The sequence below is a fragment of the Stenotrophomonas sp. FR012 genome, assembly GCF_047520565.2.
Lineage (GTDB): Bacteria > Pseudomonadota > Gammaproteobacteria > Xanthomonadales > Xanthomonadaceae > Stenotrophomonas > Stenotrophomonas sepilia.
Genome location: NZ_JAXBQL020000001.1, coordinates 242,571 through 257,583 on the forward strand (window position 1 = coordinate 242,571; position 15,013 = coordinate 257,583).

General features: G+C 67.2%; 16 protein-coding genes and 1 tRNA gene. 10 read left to right on the forward strand and 7 right to left on the reverse strand.

The window, feature by feature from the left end; genetic code table 11:
* The coding region (locus tag ACM0O9_RS01150; RefSeq protein WP_495495872.1) for a GNAT family N-acetyltransferase at positions 1–262 on the reverse strand (262 nt) is incomplete at its 3' end.
* Positions 263–611: 349 nt separating this feature from the next.
* Here ACM0O9_RS01150 and ACM0O9_RS01155 point away from each other — a divergent pair.
* Complete coding sequence (locus ACM0O9_RS01155; protein WP_005415488.1) at positions 612–986, forward strand: DUF3592 domain-containing protein; 375 nt, start codon at positions 612–614, stop codon at positions 984–986.
* Positions 987–1,319: 333 nt separating this feature from the next.
* On the opposite strand, the gene ACM0O9_RS01160 is transcribed toward ACM0O9_RS01155, so the two are convergent.
* Positions 1,320–1,412, reverse strand: a tRNA-Ser gene (locus ACM0O9_RS01160).
* Positions 1,413–1,556: 144 nt separating this feature from the next.
* Here ACM0O9_RS01160 and dnaX point away from each other — a divergent pair.
* The 4 genes from dnaX (at position 1,557) to ACM0O9_RS01180 (ending at position 5,041) form a co-directional block, all read left to right on the forward strand.
* The gene (dnaX, locus tag ACM0O9_RS01165; protein ID WP_414603990.1) at positions 1,557–3,605 is read left to right on the forward strand and encodes a DNA polymerase III subunit gamma/tau; all 2,049 of its coding nucleotides are present in this window, start codon (positions 1,557–1,559) and stop codon (positions 3,603–3,605) included.
* Between the two features lie 6 nt (positions 3,606–3,611).
* Entirely contained in the window at positions 3,612–3,932 is a 321-nt protein-coding gene (locus tag ACM0O9_RS01170; protein ID WP_019659509.1) for a YbaB/EbfC family nucleoid-associated protein, read from the forward strand.
* 82 nt (positions 3,933–4,014) lie between these two features.
* On the forward strand, positions 4,015–4,614 hold the full coding sequence (recR, locus tag ACM0O9_RS01175; protein WP_005415496.1) for a recombination mediator RecR: 600 nt from the start codon (positions 4,015–4,017) through the stop codon (positions 4,612–4,614).
* 67 nt (positions 4,615–4,681) lie between these two features.
* The gene (locus ACM0O9_RS01180) at positions 4,682–5,041 is read left to right on the forward strand and encodes a histidine triad nucleotide-binding protein (protein ID WP_005415497.1); all 360 of its coding nucleotides are present in this window, start codon (positions 4,682–4,684) and stop codon (positions 5,039–5,041) included.
* Positions 5,042–5,117: 76 nt separating this feature from the next.
* Here ACM0O9_RS01180 and ACM0O9_RS01185 read toward each other — a convergent pair whose 3' ends face one another.
* The 4 genes from ACM0O9_RS01185 to ACM0O9_RS01200 are packed head-to-tail and all read right to left on the reverse strand — an operon-like array spanning position 5,118 to position 9,484.
* Positions 5,118–5,645 (reverse strand): Slp family lipoprotein, encoded by a 528-nt coding sequence (locus ACM0O9_RS01185; protein WP_005415498.1) that lies wholly within the window; start codon positions 5,643–5,645, stop codon positions 5,118–5,120.
* Positions 5,642–7,591 carry a transglutaminase TgpA family protein gene (locus ACM0O9_RS01190; RefSeq protein ID WP_414603991.1) on the reverse strand — a complete coding sequence of 650 codons (1,950 nt, stop codon included), beginning with the start codon at positions 7,589–7,591 and terminating at the stop codon, positions 5,642–5,644. The genes ACM0O9_RS01185 and ACM0O9_RS01190 overlap by 4 nt, the downstream gene beginning before the upstream one ends.
* Positions 7,584–8,507: a DUF58 domain-containing protein gene (locus ACM0O9_RS01195; RefSeq protein WP_053499582.1), complete on the reverse strand. Its 924-nt coding sequence runs from the start codon at positions 8,505–8,507 to the stop codon at positions 7,584–7,586. Before ACM0O9_RS01195 ends, ACM0O9_RS01190 begins: the two co-directional genes overlap by 8 nt.
* A gap of 23 nt (positions 8,508–8,530) precedes the next feature.
* Complete coding sequence (locus ACM0O9_RS01200; RefSeq protein WP_049417066.1) at positions 8,531–9,484, reverse strand: AAA family ATPase; 954 nt, start codon at positions 9,482–9,484, stop codon at positions 8,531–8,533.
* Between the two features lie 42 nt (positions 9,485–9,526).
* Here ACM0O9_RS01200 and ACM0O9_RS01205 point away from each other — a divergent pair, with 42 nt between their 5' ends.
* Positions 9,527–11,362, forward strand: a complete 1,836-nt coding sequence (locus ACM0O9_RS01205; RefSeq protein WP_414603992.1) for a glycosyltransferase family 39 protein — start codon at positions 9,527–9,529, stop codon at positions 11,360–11,362.
* Positions 11,363–11,464: 102 nt separating this feature from the next.
* Here ACM0O9_RS01205 and ACM0O9_RS01210 read toward each other — a convergent pair whose 3' ends face one another.
* A complete protein-coding gene (locus tag ACM0O9_RS01210) occupies positions 11,465–12,034 on the reverse strand; it encodes a Maf family protein (protein ID WP_065177976.1) in 570 nt (189 codons plus the stop codon).
* 113 nt (positions 12,035–12,147) lie between these two features.
* Between ACM0O9_RS01210 and ACM0O9_RS01215 the strand changes: the two genes are divergently transcribed.
* From ACM0O9_RS01215 to ACM0O9_RS01230, 4 genes are all read left to right on the forward strand, one after another.
* Positions 12,148–12,657: a YceD family protein gene (locus ACM0O9_RS01215; RefSeq protein WP_005415504.1), complete on the forward strand. Its 510-nt coding sequence runs from the start codon at positions 12,148–12,150 to the stop codon at positions 12,655–12,657.
* A gap of 107 nt (positions 12,658–12,764) precedes the next feature.
* Entirely contained in the window at positions 12,765–12,959 is a 195-nt protein-coding gene (gene rpmF, locus ACM0O9_RS01220; protein ID WP_005408308.1) for a 50S ribosomal protein L32, read from the forward strand.
* Between the two features lie 91 nt (positions 12,960–13,050).
* Positions 13,051–14,028, forward strand: coding sequence for a beta-ketoacyl-ACP synthase III (locus ACM0O9_RS01225; RefSeq protein ID WP_014036188.1), 978 nt, complete (start codon positions 13,051–13,053; stop codon positions 14,026–14,028).
* 76 nt (positions 14,029–14,104) lie between these two features.
* Complete coding sequence (locus tag ACM0O9_RS01230) at positions 14,105–14,887, forward strand: BUD32 family EKC/KEOPS complex subunit (RefSeq protein WP_053499577.1); 783 nt, start codon at positions 14,105–14,107, stop codon at positions 14,885–14,887.
* Positions 14,888–15,013 lie beyond the last annotated feature (126 nt).

Below are 15,013 nucleotides of genomic sequence, written 5' to 3' on the forward strand. Positions count from 1 at the left end.
GGCCCTGACGGTGGGGGTCCAGCGCGCGCGCCACCATGCCCCAGCAGAAGCCGGCGCTGCCGTCGCTACGGCGCGAGAGGCCACCACAGGCGACGACGTTTCCATCGCGCTCGATCACCTGGAATGCACAGTCCGTGGCCTGTTCGCGCAGGAAGCATTCAAAGTCGCTGCGCTCTTCGGGCGCGAAGTAGGTGGGTACGTTGCTGTCGAAAATCGACAGGCAGGCGCTGGCATCGGCGGGGCGGTAGAGGCGGAGATTCATGGGAAATGCGTGGAGTTGCCCGGCTGCATTTCAACCGTCCAGACGTTGGGAGGGGGCGAAAGTTCAAGGGTACATGGAGCGATGCCAATCCCTTTACAGGTAACGTCTCCCCACTCGAATGATCGTGCGGAATGCAGGCGCCTGAACCAGGCGGGTGCGTCGGTGGCGGGCAATGGCGAGGCGCATCCGGTGGCGATGGCGTGCAGTGGGGCGCAGTGGCTTCTGGGCTATGCTTTCCACACGTGGGACTGACCGCGCGGCAGGATCCGCCGGCCCCCATTCGTCTTCCCGCCTGCAACGGAGCTGCCCAGCGATGCCCGCCCCTTCTTTTTTCCGGACTGCCCAGCTCATGCGCGGCCTGCTGTTTGGCGTGGTGGGTCTGTTGATCCTTGCTGTGGCCGCCTTCGAGGTGACACATCGTCTTGAGTTCTTGGAGGTCGCGCAGGCCGTTGATGGCCAGGTCGAGCGCCTGAACGCCGGCGGATCGCATCCGCAGGTCGCGTTCACCACCGCGACCGGCCAACGCGTCTCGTATCCGCAGGGCGGCATGATCTTCGGCTATGAGCCTGGGCAGCCGGTACGCGTGCTGTACGACCCGGCGCAACCGCGGCTGGATCCGGTCCTGGACACATTCGGTGCGCTGTGGGGAATGACGGTCGTGTGGGTGCTGCTGGGGCTGGCGTTCGTCGGCGCCTGCGTGCGGGGACTGCTCCGGCGCAGATGACCTGCGGCGGATCGCGCGCCGTCGGCGGGCGGGCCGTTGGACCGGCCACGATGGCAGGCCCTGTTCAGTCCGGTAGTACCTGCGACGATTCCCGCCAGCCATACAAAAAAGCCGCCCACTGGGCGGCTTCTTCATTTATCTGGCGGAGAGAAGGGGATTGTCGGGTGCATCCCTGCACCCGATCCCGATGCGCGTTGCGCCCCGGGACCAGCCTGCGGCTGTCCGGTTCTGCTCCTGCAGAACCGTCGAACCCCGGCGGGGCTTCTCACCACCCATCCCATCCGCCAGACAAACGCAAAAGGGCCACCCTGTGGGCGGCCCTTTGCGTTTGTCTGGCGGAGAGAGGGGGATTCGAACCCCCGAAGCGCGGTTTAGACGCTTACACACTTTCCAGGCGTGCTCCTTCAACCACTCGGACACCTCTCCGGATCCCTGCCATCGGCAAACGCCTCAGCAGGGGCGCAGATTCTAGCGGGCGGCGCGGCCGGACACAAGCACCTCTGATCAGAGGCGCATCCACGGGCATTGTTGGCGAGGGGGCTGGACAGGCATGGCACAATGGAACATCCGATGGAAAACGGTGGCCTGATGTCCTATCTCGTCCTTGCCCGCAAGTGGCGTCCGAAGCGTTTTGCCGAGCTGGTGGGCCAGGAGCATGTGGTCCGTGCGCTCAGCAATGCGCTGGACAGCGGCCGGGTCCACCACGCGTTCCTGTTCACCGGTACCCGTGGCGTGGGCAAGACCACCATCGCGCGCATCTTCGCCAAGTCGCTGAACTGCGAGCAGGGCACCAGCGCCGACCCGTGCGGCCAGTGTGCCGCCTGCCTGGACATCGACGCCGGTCGCTACATCGACCTGCTGGAAATCGACGCCGCGTCCAACACCGGCGTGGACGACGTGCGCGAGGTGATCGAGAACGCGCAGTACATGCCCTCGCGCGGCAAGTACAAGGTCTACCTGATCGACGAAGTGCACATGCTGTCCAAGGCGGCGTTCAACGCACTGCTGAAGACGCTGGAAGAGCCGCCGGAGCACGTGAAGTTCCTGCTGGCCACCACCGACCCGCAGAAGCTGCCGGTCACCGTGCTCAGCCGCTGCCTGCAGTTCAATCTCAAGCGCCTGGACGAAGACCAGATCCAGGGCCAGATGACCCGCATCCTGGCGGCGGAAGAGATCGAGGCCGACGGCAGCGCCATCGTGCAGCTGGCCAAGGCCGCCGATGGCAGCCTGCGTGACGGCCTGTCACTGCTGGACCAGGCGATCGCCTATGCCGGCGGCGCGCTGCGCGAGGACGTGGTGCGCACCATGCTGGGTACCGTGGACCGCACCCAGGTGGCAGCGATGCTGGATGCGCTGGCCGAGGGTGATGGCCCGCGCCTGCTGCAGGTGGTGGCCGCGCTGGCCGAATTCTCGCCGGACTGGAGTGGCGTGCTGGAAGCGCTCGCCGAAGGCCTGCACCGCATCCAGGTGCAGCAGCTGGTGCCGGGTGCCGCCGTGGCGGAAGGCCTGGATGTCGCATCATTCGCCGAGCGCCTGCGCCCGGAAGTGGTGCAGCTCTGGTACCAGATGGCCCTGAATGGTCGACGCGACCTGCCGTTGGCGCCGAGCCCGCGCGCCGGCTTTGAAATGGCCGTGCTGCGCATGCTGGCGTTCCGCCCGGCCGCAGCGGTACCGCCGGTGCCGAAGGCCGTCGACGGTGCGGTGGGTGGCACGCCGGGTGGCAACGCTGCCGGTGGTGGCGCCCATGCCGGAAACCATGAAGCGACGCCGGCTGCTGCCGTCGCTTCGGCCAGCACGGCCGTGGCGGCGCAGGTGGCCGCTCCGGCGGCTGCACCGCGCGAACCTGAACCCGAACCTGAGCCGGCATCGCAACCGGAGCCGGATCCGACGCATGAGCCCGAGCCGGTTCCGGTGGAAGAGCCCGTGTCACCGCCGCCGGTGAAGGCCGAGGCGCTGGCGCCTGCCATCGCTGCAGAGGCAAGCGATGACCTGCCGCCGTGGGCCACCGACGAAGCCGAGGCGCGGGATGGGGCTCTGGCGGCCGAGATGGCCGGCCCGGATGCCGCCATGGTCGCGCCCTGGCATGAACCGCCGGCTCCCGCCGCGGATCCAGGCGAGCCTGCGCCGCCGGAGCGTTCGTTCCGCGCCGAAGGTATTGCCATTGCGCCGGCCGAACCGGCCCCGGCGCATGCCGCCACGCCGCAGGAAGGTGTCAGCGAGCTGGCCACTGCCGAAGACTGGCTGGATCTGGTCGCCAACAGCGGCCTCAGCGGCCCGTCGCGCCAGCTGGCCGCCAATGCCGCCTTCATCAGCTGCCAGCACGGGACCTTGAAACTGGGCCTTTCGCCCGGATTTGAATACCTGCGCTCGGAGCGCGCGCTGGCCGCCCTGGGCGAGATGCTGGAAAAGGCCCTGGGCCAGGCGCCGAAGATCGTGGTCGAGACCGTGGAAACCGAACACGTTCCGGCCGAGACCCTGCATCAGCGTGCCGACCGCCAGCGTGGCGAGCGGCAGCAGGTGGCAGAGGCCGTTTTCATGGACGACCCGGAAGTGCAGGTGCTGATCCAACAGCACGGTGCCCGGGTTGTTTCCGATTCCATCCGTTCTTTTGACGAGTAAGACACTATGCGCGGCAATATCGCCCAACTGATGCAGCAGGCCCAGAAGATGCAGGAAAACCTGCAGAAGGCCCAGGAAGAAATCGCCAGGATCGAAGTGACCGGCAGTGCCGGCGGCGGCATGGTCAGCGTGACCCTGACCGGCGCCAAGGAATGCCGCAAGGTGCGCATCGACCCGTCGCTGACCAGCGACCCGGAGATGCTGGAAGACCTGATCGCCGCCGCCTTCAACGATGCCTCGAACAAGATCGATGCCGAGTCGAAGTCGAAGATGGGTTCGGCCACCGCCGGCATGCAGCTGCCGCCGGGCATGAAGCTGCCGTTCTGATTGCCAGCGTGGCATCCGTGCAAGCGGGTGCCACAGAATCTGTAGCCGTCGAGCTCGCTCGGCGCCATCAAAGCATGCCGCCGTGTCCGCACCCCTGCTTGAACAATTGATCGACGCACTGCGGGTGCTGCCTGGCGTAGGCCAGAAGACGGCGCAGCGCATGGCCTACCACCTGCTCGAGCGCGAGCGCGAAGGCGGCCAGCGCCTGGCCGAAACGCTGGCCTTGGCGGTGGAGCGTATCGGCCACTGCGCGCAGTGCCGCGACTTCAGCGAAACCGAGCTGTGCCCGACCTGTGCCAACAGCAGCCGCGAGCGCAGCCAGCTGTGCGTGGTCGAATCGCCGGCCGATCGTCTCGCGATCGAGAACGCGACGGGTTTTCGCGGTGTCTACTTCGTGCTGCAGGGCCGGCTGTCGCCGCTCGATGGCGTCGGCCCGCGCGAGCTGGGCCTGGAGCAGCTGGAGCAGCGGCTGGCCGAAGGTGAGGTACAGGAGCTGATCATCGCCACCAGTGCCACCGTCGAAGGCGAAGCCACCGCGCATTACCTTGCGCAGCTGGCGCGCGCGCGCAAGGTGCAGCCCAGCCGGCTGGCACAGGGCCTGCCGCTTGGCGGCGAGCTTGAATACGTTGACCGCGGCACGCTGTCGCACGCGTTCGGGACGCGCAGCGAATTCCGTGATTGAGCACCACCCGGGCATCGCCCGGCGCGGCCGGCCTACAATGCGGAAGACACTCCCGCCGAGGCCGACCATGAGCAACGAAACCCTCTTCAGCAAGATCATCCGTCGCGAGATCCCGGCCACCATCGTCTATGAGGACGACGAGGTGCTGGGCTTCAAGGACATCGCACCGCAGGCGCCGGTGCACGTACTGTTCATTCCGAAGAACGAGATCATCCCGACCCTGGACGACCTGCAGCCGTCGCAGGCGCACCTGGTCGGCAAGCTGGCCCTGGCCGCTGCCGAATACGCGCGCCGCGAGGGTTTCGCGCAGGACGGCTACCGCATCGTGATGAACTGCCGCGAGCACGCCGGGCAGACCGTGTTCCACATCCACATGCACCTGCTGGCCGGCGCGCCGCTGGGGCATTTCGGTACGCCGGGGCGTTGAAGCCCTGTCCACGCATGTGTGGATGAAAAAGGCCGCCCGAAGGCGGCCTTTTCCGATCATGCGGGCTGGGTGGCGATCACCACCAGCCCCAACGGCCGTAGCCACCCCAGTACGGGCCCCACGGACCCGGGCCCCACGGGCCATAGGGGTAGGGCACCACATCGACCTGGCGCTGTTCCGGCCACAGGTAGATCACATCGGCCGACAGCTTCGGCAGGCGGTAGTCGTAGTCCCCGATGCGGGTGTTCTGGTAGCCGTCGATCTTGCCGATGAAGGTCACGTCACGCCCGGCTTCAAACACGGCCGGGTCGTAGAAACCGGCGCGGCAGGCAATGAAGCGGCCGTCGCTGGCGTCGGACGAGGTGGTGTTCGGGCGGCCACTGGCGTTGAGCGGGCGCGAGATCATCTGGAAGCAGGTCTCGCCCTGGCCGGGCTTGGTCTCGATGATGCGGCCGCCCCATCGGACCGGCGTACCGACCTGCTGGGTGGCGACCGAGTCGCGCGGGGAAACCAGGCTGAACTGTCCCTGCAGCGGCTTGGGGGCCGTGGCGCAGGCCGACAGGGCCAGCGTGGCCACAGCGGTGAGGAGGAACTTGGTGTTCATGGGGAGGCTCCGGAAGTCGGGCGATGCCTGCGCAGGTCCCGCAATAATGAAGCGAGGTCGGTGCAAGTTCCAGCGTAGCGCGCGTCGGCGAAACGCTGGCTGAGCGCGAGCAGGGTCGGGTCGGGTCGCTGCCGGTGAACCCGCTGTGCCCAGTCCTGTGCGGTTTCGTGCGGTTCGCGGGCCAGGCCAAGGCGCGCATACCGCCGCCCGAGCCGGTGCCAGGCGCGCAGCAGCGGGTCGCGCTCGCGCTCGCCGCGGGCCAGCAGCCAGGCCATCCACGCCAGTGCCAGCAGGGCGGCGACCACGAATCCGGTCACCAGCTGCGCCGGCCCGAGGTCATCCAGCCCGAACGGCTTGAGCAGTTGCTGCTGGCGGCGTGCATCGAAGGACAGCACCAGGTCGTTCCAGCCGCGCCGCAGCCAGTCACCCATCTGCCCCAGCTGCAGCCAGCGCTGTTGCAGCGGGGTATCGGTGCCGGCCCGCAGGCGGTCGTCCAGGGTGTCCAGGATGCGTTCCGGTGCCACGGCCGCGGTCGGGTCGACCCGCACCCAGCCGCGTTGCGGCAGCCAGACTTCGGCCCAGGCGTGGGCATCCATGCGACGCACCACCCAGTAGTCGCCGATGCGGTTGCGGGTACCGCCTGCGAAGCCGGTCACCACCCGGGCCGGAATGCCGGCGTTGCGCATCAGCACTACGAAGGCCGAGCTGAAGTGCTGGCAGAAGCCGGCCTTGTAGTTGAACAGGAAATCGTCGACCGGATCGCGCCCCGCCACCGGTGTATCCAGCGTGTAGGAGAAGTCGCGGGTGATCCATTGCAGCGCACGGCGGACGATGGCCTCGTCATCGCTGTCTGCCTCCTGCCGCCATTGCCGCGCGAGCTGAGCGGTGCGCGGATTGAAGCCCGGCGGAAGCTGCAGCGCCGCGCGGCGCAGGTAGGGCGACAGATCGGTGTCGAACCGTTGCGGCGGCGCCGAATGCAACCGCCAGCGGCTGAGCGCGGACAGCGTGCGGTCGCTGCGCAGGCTCATGTCGGCATCGAAGCTGCTGCCCTCCGGTGCGCGGCTGGGCAGGTCCAGTGCCACCAGCAGGCGACGGTCGGTGGGCTCGTAGTCGATCTGGTAGTCCCAACCCTGTGCGGCGGTTTCGACCACCGGTGCGGGGCGTCCGGCCGTCGCGCGATCGCGGCTCCAGCGGTGGCCGTCGAACGACGTCAGCACCGGGCCGCGCCAATAGCGCTGCGCAGGCTCGGGCACCGCGCCGAAAAACTGCACGCGCAACGCCGGGGTGTCGTCGGCCATCAGATCCAGCCACTGGTCCGGCGCCATGCTGTCAGCCAGGCCCGGTGTGCCCACCGCTCGCTCGGGTACGCCCCACAGCGGCGTGGACAAGCGCGGGAACAGCCAGAAGCAGGCCAGCGCGAGTGGCAGGCCGATCCCCAGCAGGCGGCCGACACCACGCAGTTGTCCGCGCAGCGGCAGTCGAGGGCTGTGGCCCTCGTCCAGGGCCAGGCGTTGCAGGGCCAGCAGTGCGGCAACTGCGGCCAGCGCTGCCAGCCCGGTGGTCAACGGCCCCTGGTCGAGCAGGAAGGCGGCGAACGGCGAGAACAACGCGAAGCCCAGCAGGCTGCGCGCATCGCGCAGATTGCGCAGTTCGCTGGACTTGATCGCCAGCATCGCCGCCAGCAATGCGCAGCCGGTATCGCGGCCCGGGCGCACCATGCCCATCTGCCAGACGATGGTGGCAAGCATGGCCAGCACCAGCACCAGGCGAACCGGCATCGGCAGCACCCGCCGCCACGAAAGCGCAGCGGTCAGCACCGCAGTGATCGCGATCACGCTGGCCAGCACCGGTGGCAGCTGCAGCAGCAGTGGCAGCAGCGCCAGCGCTGCGCTGGCCAGGGTCCAGCTGCGGGCGTTGCGGTCGAGCAGGACGGCAGGCTCAGTCATGGGGCATCAATGCCAGTGCGCGCAGGCACAGGTGGTGGTGGCTGGCGCCCTGGCCGGGCCCCAACGGCGGATGGGCCGGAAGCAGCAGCGTATAGCGACGGCCTTCGCGCTCGGCCATGTCGACCCAGCGTGCCAGCCGCGCGATGCGCGCTTCATGGCCCAGCGCCGCCAGCGTGCGCCAGTCCAGCACCACTTCGATGCCGATCGGCTTCTCGTATTCGCGTACCAGCAGGCTGTCGCGGCGCGCCGAGTGTTTCCAGGCAATGCTGCGCGGGGCATCGCCGGCACGATAGGGGCGCAACTGGTGCAGCTCATCGCCACTGGCATGGGCGCGGGTGTGCAGTGGGTCGTTGCCACGTTCCGGAAGCGGCGGTGCCAGTGCCTCGGCAAGTGGATAGACCAGCAGCGGCTGCTCCGGCCACACCCACGACCATGCCCGCACCAGTCCCAGCGGCTGCGTGCTCGACAGGCGGATGCGGGGCAGTTCCAGCCAGCCGCGCCGCTCGCTGGGAACATCCAGCTCCACTTCGCCGCGACCGTGTGCAGGCAGTGCAACCCAGGCCTCGCTTGCGCCCAGCTGCAGGTGCAGCCCGTGGCGCGCGCGCGGGTCACGCAACGAAAGGTCCACGCGCAGGCGCAGGGGATGCCCGGCCGGTACCGGTTCGGCGGAGATTGCATCGATCTGTATGCCGGACAGCTGCAGGTGCGCGGCGATGGCGCTGGCGATCGCTGCCGCGGCCAGCAGCAGCGCAAGCAGCAGGGCCGGGTTGTTGTTGTAGTTCAATGCGCCCAGCAGCATCGCCGACAGCAGGGTGGCGACGAACAGGCCGAAGCGGGTTGGTAGTACATAGATGCGATGGCGGTCCAGTCGCTGCGGCAGGGCTTCGGGCCTGCGGGGGCGTGCCAGCAGCTGCATGCGTGCCCAGCGTGTGGCCACCTTCAGTCCACCGCGACGGTCTGCAGGATCGCCCGCGCCAGCGCCGGCCCCGAGCTGGATTCGGCTTCGGCCACCAGGCGATGGCCGGCCACCGCCACGAACAGGGTCTGCACGTCTTCGGGCACCACATGCCCGCGGCCGAGCAGCAGCGCATGTGCCCTGGCGGCACGCAGCAGGGCCAGTCCCGCGCGCGGTGACAGGCCTACGCGCACGCCGGCATGGTGTCGGCTGCGGGTCAGCAGCGCCTGCACATAGTCGATCAGCGCGTCGCTGGCATGCACCTGGCCAACCGCTTCACGCAATGCACGCACCTGGGTGTCGTCCAGCTTTGGCACCGCGCGTGCGATCAGGTCGCGGCGATCACTGCCGCGCAGCAGCTCGCGCTCGGCCTGCGCGCTGGGGTAGCCCATCGCCAGCCGCAGCAGGAAACGATCCAGCTGCGAATCCGGCAACGGGAAGGTGCCGGACAGGTCGACCGGGTTCTGCGTGGCGATGACGAAGAACGGATCGGGCAGTGGATGTGTCTGTCCATCCAGTGTGACCTGTTGCTCGGCCATCGCTTCCAGCAGCGCACTCTGTGTCCGCGGCGGTGCACGATTGATCTCATCGGCCAGCAGCACGTGGGTGAACACCGGGCCGGGATGGAACTGGAACTGGCGGCTGCCGGCCTCGTACACCGAAACGCCAAGTACATCGGCCGGCAGCAGGTCAGAGGTGAACTGCACGCGCTGGAAGCTGAGGCCGAGGCTGCTGGCCAATGCATGCGCCAACGTGGTCTTGCCCAGCCCGGGCAGATCCTCGATGAGCAGGTGGCCGCCAGAAAGCAGGGCGACAAAGGCCAGCCTGACTTCCGGCACCTTGCCCAGCACCAGTGCGTTCACCTGATCCTGTGCCTCCCGCAGGGCCTGGCGCAGTTGATCGGTTAGCATGCTGGGATTGGGGGACGAGGCTGGCATGATCGTCTCAGGTCTGGAATCCACTCGATTATCCATAGAGCAATGCAAGGCGAACAGCGCGCGCGGACAATATTTCTCTGGTTATGGACGCTGATCACAGCGGCCAAGCTGGTGGTGGCTGCGCGCCTGCCGCTGTTCGTCGATGAGGCGTTCTATTGGCAGGAAGGCCAGCACCTGGCCGCTGCCTATTCCGACCTGCCGGGGCTGACCGCCTGGCTTGCACGCCTGGGCGTGGAGATCGGTGGCCATCACGTACTCGCACTGCGCCTGCCGTTCCTGGCCATCGGTGCGCTGCTGCCGTTGCTGGTGGTGCGCATCGCTACGCGCTGGTTCGGCAACGTGGCCGGTTGGCAGGCGGGCAGCCTGACGCTGCTGATGCCGTTGTCGGCCACGCTGGGCCTGCTGGCCGTGCCGGACGTACCGATGGCGCTGGCGGCGGTGATCTGCCTGCACGCAGGTGCACGCCTGCTGCACAGCGTGGACGCGTCCTCGGCGATGAAGCTGGCGCTGGGCCTGCTGATCGGTGCGCTCAGCCACTACCGTTTCATTGGTGTCATCGGTGTCGGCTTCATTGCGTTGCTGGCGTTGCCGCAGGGCCGTCGCATGCTGGCCGACCCGCGCGTATGGGTGGCGCTGGCGGTGGGCGTGCTGGCCTGGCTGCCGTTGCTGGCGTGGAATGCCGACAACCACGACGCCGGCCTGAAGTTCCAGGTGGTCGAGCGCCACCCGTGGACGTTCGAGTGGGAGGGGCTGTGGTTCCTGGTGATCCAGCCGATGCTGGTGACGCCGATCCTGTGCATCGCGATGTGGAAGGTCGCCCTCGCGGGTACCCGCAGTGGCGGTGGGGCGCGGGTGCAGTGGCGCTATTTCGGCCTGGTGGGCGGGGTGTCGACGCTGGGCATCTTCCTGCTGGGCTTCTTCACCGATGTCGAGCGGATCAGTTTCCACTGGCCGCTGCCAGGCTACCTGGCGCTGCTGGTGGCCGTGCCGGTGGTCCTCAACGGTTGGCCGCGCTGGCTGCGCCGTACCGGCTGGTGGCTGGCCGCTGCAGGTACCGTGCTGGCGTTCGGCTACTACCTGATGGCGTCCACGCCGGCACTTCGCGAGCAGATGGCCGGCAGCAAGTACTACCCGCGCAACTTTGCCGGCTGGCAGCCACTGGCCGTGGCGGTGCGTGACGAACTGCGGCAGATGCCACCGGGTACGCGTGTCCTGGCGGGCAACTTCAAGGTCGGTGCCGAACTGGGCTTCCAGCTGGGCAATGGCGATATCGAGGTGTTGCCACATCCGCTCAACGACAAGCATGGGCGCACCGCACAGCTGGCGCAGTGGGACCTGCTGCACGAAGGCCCGCGCGGTGTGCCGATGCTGCTGGTGCTGTCACCCAGTGACCAGCGCTACCGCGACCTGCTGGCGCGCTATCACACCATCTGCGAGCAGGTGGGGCCGTTGCCGGCGCCACGCGTGGTCAGCAGCGATCATGGCTTCCAGCGGTTTCTGCTGTTCCGGCTGCCGGCCAAGCGTGCACAGGGGGCCTGCGTAACGCCCTCAATGGCTTGGCTGGATGCGCCGTCCAACGGTGAAAAGGTCTCCGGAACGCTCGCCATCAAGGGCTGGGCATTCAAGGATGGGGTCGGGCTGGCGCGGGTTGAAGTGCTGGTTGATGGCCACTCGATCGGAGACGCGCGTTACGGGCGCGTGTTCGACATTCGCCCCGCCTGGCCGGACAGTACCGATCCGCAGCATCCGGCGGTGGGCTTCGACGCGTCGCTGGACACCACCACGCTGGCGCCGGGCCGGCACTGGCTCGGCCTGCGCCTGCACGGGCGCGATGGCAGCGTGGAGGCGTGGCAGGAGCAACCGTTCGAGGTTCGTTGAGGTCCTCTGGTCCTGTAGAGCCGAGCCGATGCCCGGCTGCTTCCGATTCAGATGGCAGGCATCCTCGAAAAAAGCAGCCGGGCATGGGCTCGGCTCTACCGTTCACGGCACCGCGAATCCGGCCCTGCGCAGCAGGCCGCACAGCGCGATCAGTGGCAGGCCGACCAGCGCGGTCGGGTCGCGGTTGTCGATCGCCTCGAACAGGCTGATGCCCAGGCCCTCGCACTTGAAGCTGCCGGCGCAGTCCAGTGGCTGCTCGGTGGCGACGTAGCGGGCGATCTCCTGCGAGTCCAGCGCGCGGAAGTGCACTTCGGTCAGATCCAGGGCGGCGAGGGATTCTCCATCCCGTCTGAGACTGATTGCCGTGTGAAAGCGTACCGTCTGCCCGGACATCGCCACCAGCTGCGCACAGGCCGCCTCGACCGTGCCAGGCTTGCCCAGCGGCTGGCCGTTCAGGTCGGCCACCTGGTCCGAGCCGATCACCCAGGCACCCGGATGGCGCGCGGCGACATTGGCCGCCTTGGCGGCGGCCAGGCGCGTGGCCAAGGCCAGCGGCCCCTCGCCGTTCAACGGCGTTTCATCCACCTCCGGGCGTGCGCAGTCGAAGGGCAGGCCCAGCCGTTGCAGCAGTTCGCGACGGTAGCGGGAGGTGGAGGCCAGGACCAGTGACATGCGAGAATACCGGGGCAGGGTGCGGCAGTCTGGCCCGCCGGCAACGCCAGCAGCAAGTCCTGTATGGCGGGCATTTGACAGCAGGCGGTGCGATCCTTAGTATTCAGCGGCTTATGTCCGCGAACGTGCCCGAAACGCTGGATGCCTGGCGGATGGTTGTAGCGCGAAGGCGCTTCGACGGTCAGGTCTCCCTGGCTGAATTGACCCGCCTGCAGGGGTTGGTCGCAGATACCGACGGCGAGTGTGTCTACTCGCTTGAATTCGGTCGCGACGACGTCTTGCGGGTATCCTATGTGGAACTGACCATCGACACCGCGTTGCCGCTGACCTGTCAGCGCAGCATGCAGCGATTCCTGTTGCCGGTGAAGGTGACCCAGAGGCTTGGCCTGATCCGCGACGAGGACGAGGAATCGTCCCTGCCGGAGGAATACGAGGCGTTGCTGGTGCCGGAAGACGGCCAGCTGCGTCCGCTGGACCTGGTCGAGGACGAGTTGGTGCTGGCGGTGCCTGTGGTGCCGCTGTCGCCCGACGGTGAGGCAGTCGATCAGGACTGGGCACCGAGCGAAGAAGAAACAAAGAAGGCCAACCCGTTTGCGGCGTTGGCGGCATTGAAGAAACAATAGCAGCCGGTTGTCGTCGGCGGCTGCGGCGAAAGCGAAAAGTGTGCTGGGCGCTGGCGTCCTGTGCGACGAAACGACGAAGCAAAACGAACCGAGTTTGGAGCAATCCCATGGCTGTCCAGAAATCCCGTGTTACCCCGTCCCGCCGCGGCCAGCGCCGTTCGCATGACGCCCTGAGCGCCAAGCAGCTGTCGACCGACCCGACCACCGGCGAAGTGCATCTGCGTCACCACATCACTGCCGATGGTTTCTACCGCGGCAAGAAGGTCATCCAGACCAAGACCTCGGCCGTCGAAGAAGATTGATGTGCCGGGAAGGCCGCTGCCTCCGGGCAGCGGCCTTTGCCTTCTTTCCCGGGCGTGCCGGTGATCGGCGGCCCGCGCAACAGGAAACATGATGAGCAAGCGGATCTATTCGAGGATCGCGGGCACCGGTAGCTATTTGCCGGAGAAAGTCCTGACCAACGCCGACCTGGAAAAAATGGTCGAAACCTCGGATGAGTGGATCCAGTCGCGCACCGGAATTCGTGAACGGCACATCGCGGCCGAAGGCGAAACCACCAGCGACCTTGGCTACAACGCCGCCCTGCGCGCGCTTGAAGCCGCAGGCATCGATGCCTCGCAGCTCGACATGATCGTGGTCGGTACGACCACCCCTGACCTTATTTTCCCGTCCACCGCGTGCCTGATCCAGGCCAAGCTCGGTGTGGCCGGGTGCCCCGCCTTCGACGTCAACGCAGCCTGTTCCGGCTTCGTGTTCGCGCTGGGCGTGGCCGACAAGTTCATCCGCTCCGGCGACTGCAAGCACGTGCTGGTGATCGGCACCGAAACATTGACCCGCATGGTCGACTGGAACGATCGCACCACCTGCGTGCTGTTCGGTGATGGCGCCGGCGCCGTCGTGCTCAAGGCCGACGAAGAAACCGGCATCCTCAGCACCCACCTGCATGCCGATGGCAGCAAGAAGGAACTGCTGTGGAACCCGGTTGGCGTCTCGAGCGGTTTCAAGGACGGCGCCAACGGTGGTGGCACCATCAACATGAAGGGCAACGACGTGTTCAAGTACGCCGTCAAGGCGCTGGACTCGGTCGTGGACGAGACCCTGGCCGCCAACGGCCTGGACAAGTCCGACCTGGATTGGCTGATTCCGCACCAGGCCAACCTGCGCATCATCGAAGCCACCGCCAAGCGCCTGGACATGTCGATGGACCAGGTCGTGGTGACCGTCGACAAGCATGGCAACACCTCGTCCGGTTCAGTGCCGCTGGCGCTCGATGCCGCCGTGCGGTCGGGCAGGGTCGAGCGCGGCCAGCTGCTGTTGCTGGAAGCCTTCGGCGGTGGCTTCACGTGGGGTTCGGCCCTGCTGCGCTATTGATAGTGCAAGTTACGACAATGTGAAGTCTTGTCGTTACGGCCCTCCGGGGCCGTAACGCGTTTAAGGAGGACCTGTCATGGTTGAGCCCATCGTCATCGAAGGGCAACGTGCCTGGCTGAAGCAGTACGGCAAGGGAAGCCGAGCACTGGCCCTGGGCCTGCTCAATTTTGTTGCGCGCCGTTTCCATCTCGATGCCCTGCGCCCGCCGCCGCACCGTGGTGGTGACGCCGCGCGCGAAACCGAGGCCCGCCGCCTTGCAGAGCTGCAGGCGCAAGGCGTGAACGTGCCGGACGTGCTGGGCACCGGCCATGCCGCGCTGGTGATCGGCGACAACGGCAGCTCGTTCAATACCTGCCTGCGTGAAGCGGATGAGGCCGGTCGTGATCGGCTGGTGATGGCGGCGATGCAGGCCATTGCCCAAGCGCATGCGCGCGGCGCCTATTTCGGCCAGCCGTTGCCGCGCAATCTCACCTGGGATGGGCAGCAGGTCGGCTTCATCGATTTCGAGGAAGATCCGCTGGAAGTGATGGACCTGTCCGAAGCGCAGGCCCGCGACTGGCTGATGTTCGGTTATGGCGTGGCCAAGTACTACGCTGATCGCCCCGAACATCTGCAGGCGATGATGGCCGAGGCGATGGGCGAGGTCCAGGCGCCGGTGCGCGAGCACGTGCATGCGGTCAGTGGCCGCCTGCGCAGCCTGGCCAGGGTCTGCATGAAGCTGGGCCGCTCAGCGCGCGCGCTGGCCCATTCGATCTTCATCACCCACGGTGCCAGCACTGCTGGCGTGCTGATGCTGGTGGGCCTGTGCGTGGATTTCCTCGCCGACGGCGATCTGGACGTGCTGCAGCTGTTCTGCTGATGGCTGATCGGGGTCAGATCCCTTTTCCTGCGGAAAAGGGATCTGACCCCATTGCGCTTGCCCGGCCGCCCTCCATACGCCTGCATACGCGCACGTACAGACGACACAGCGGATTCCCCCTTATCA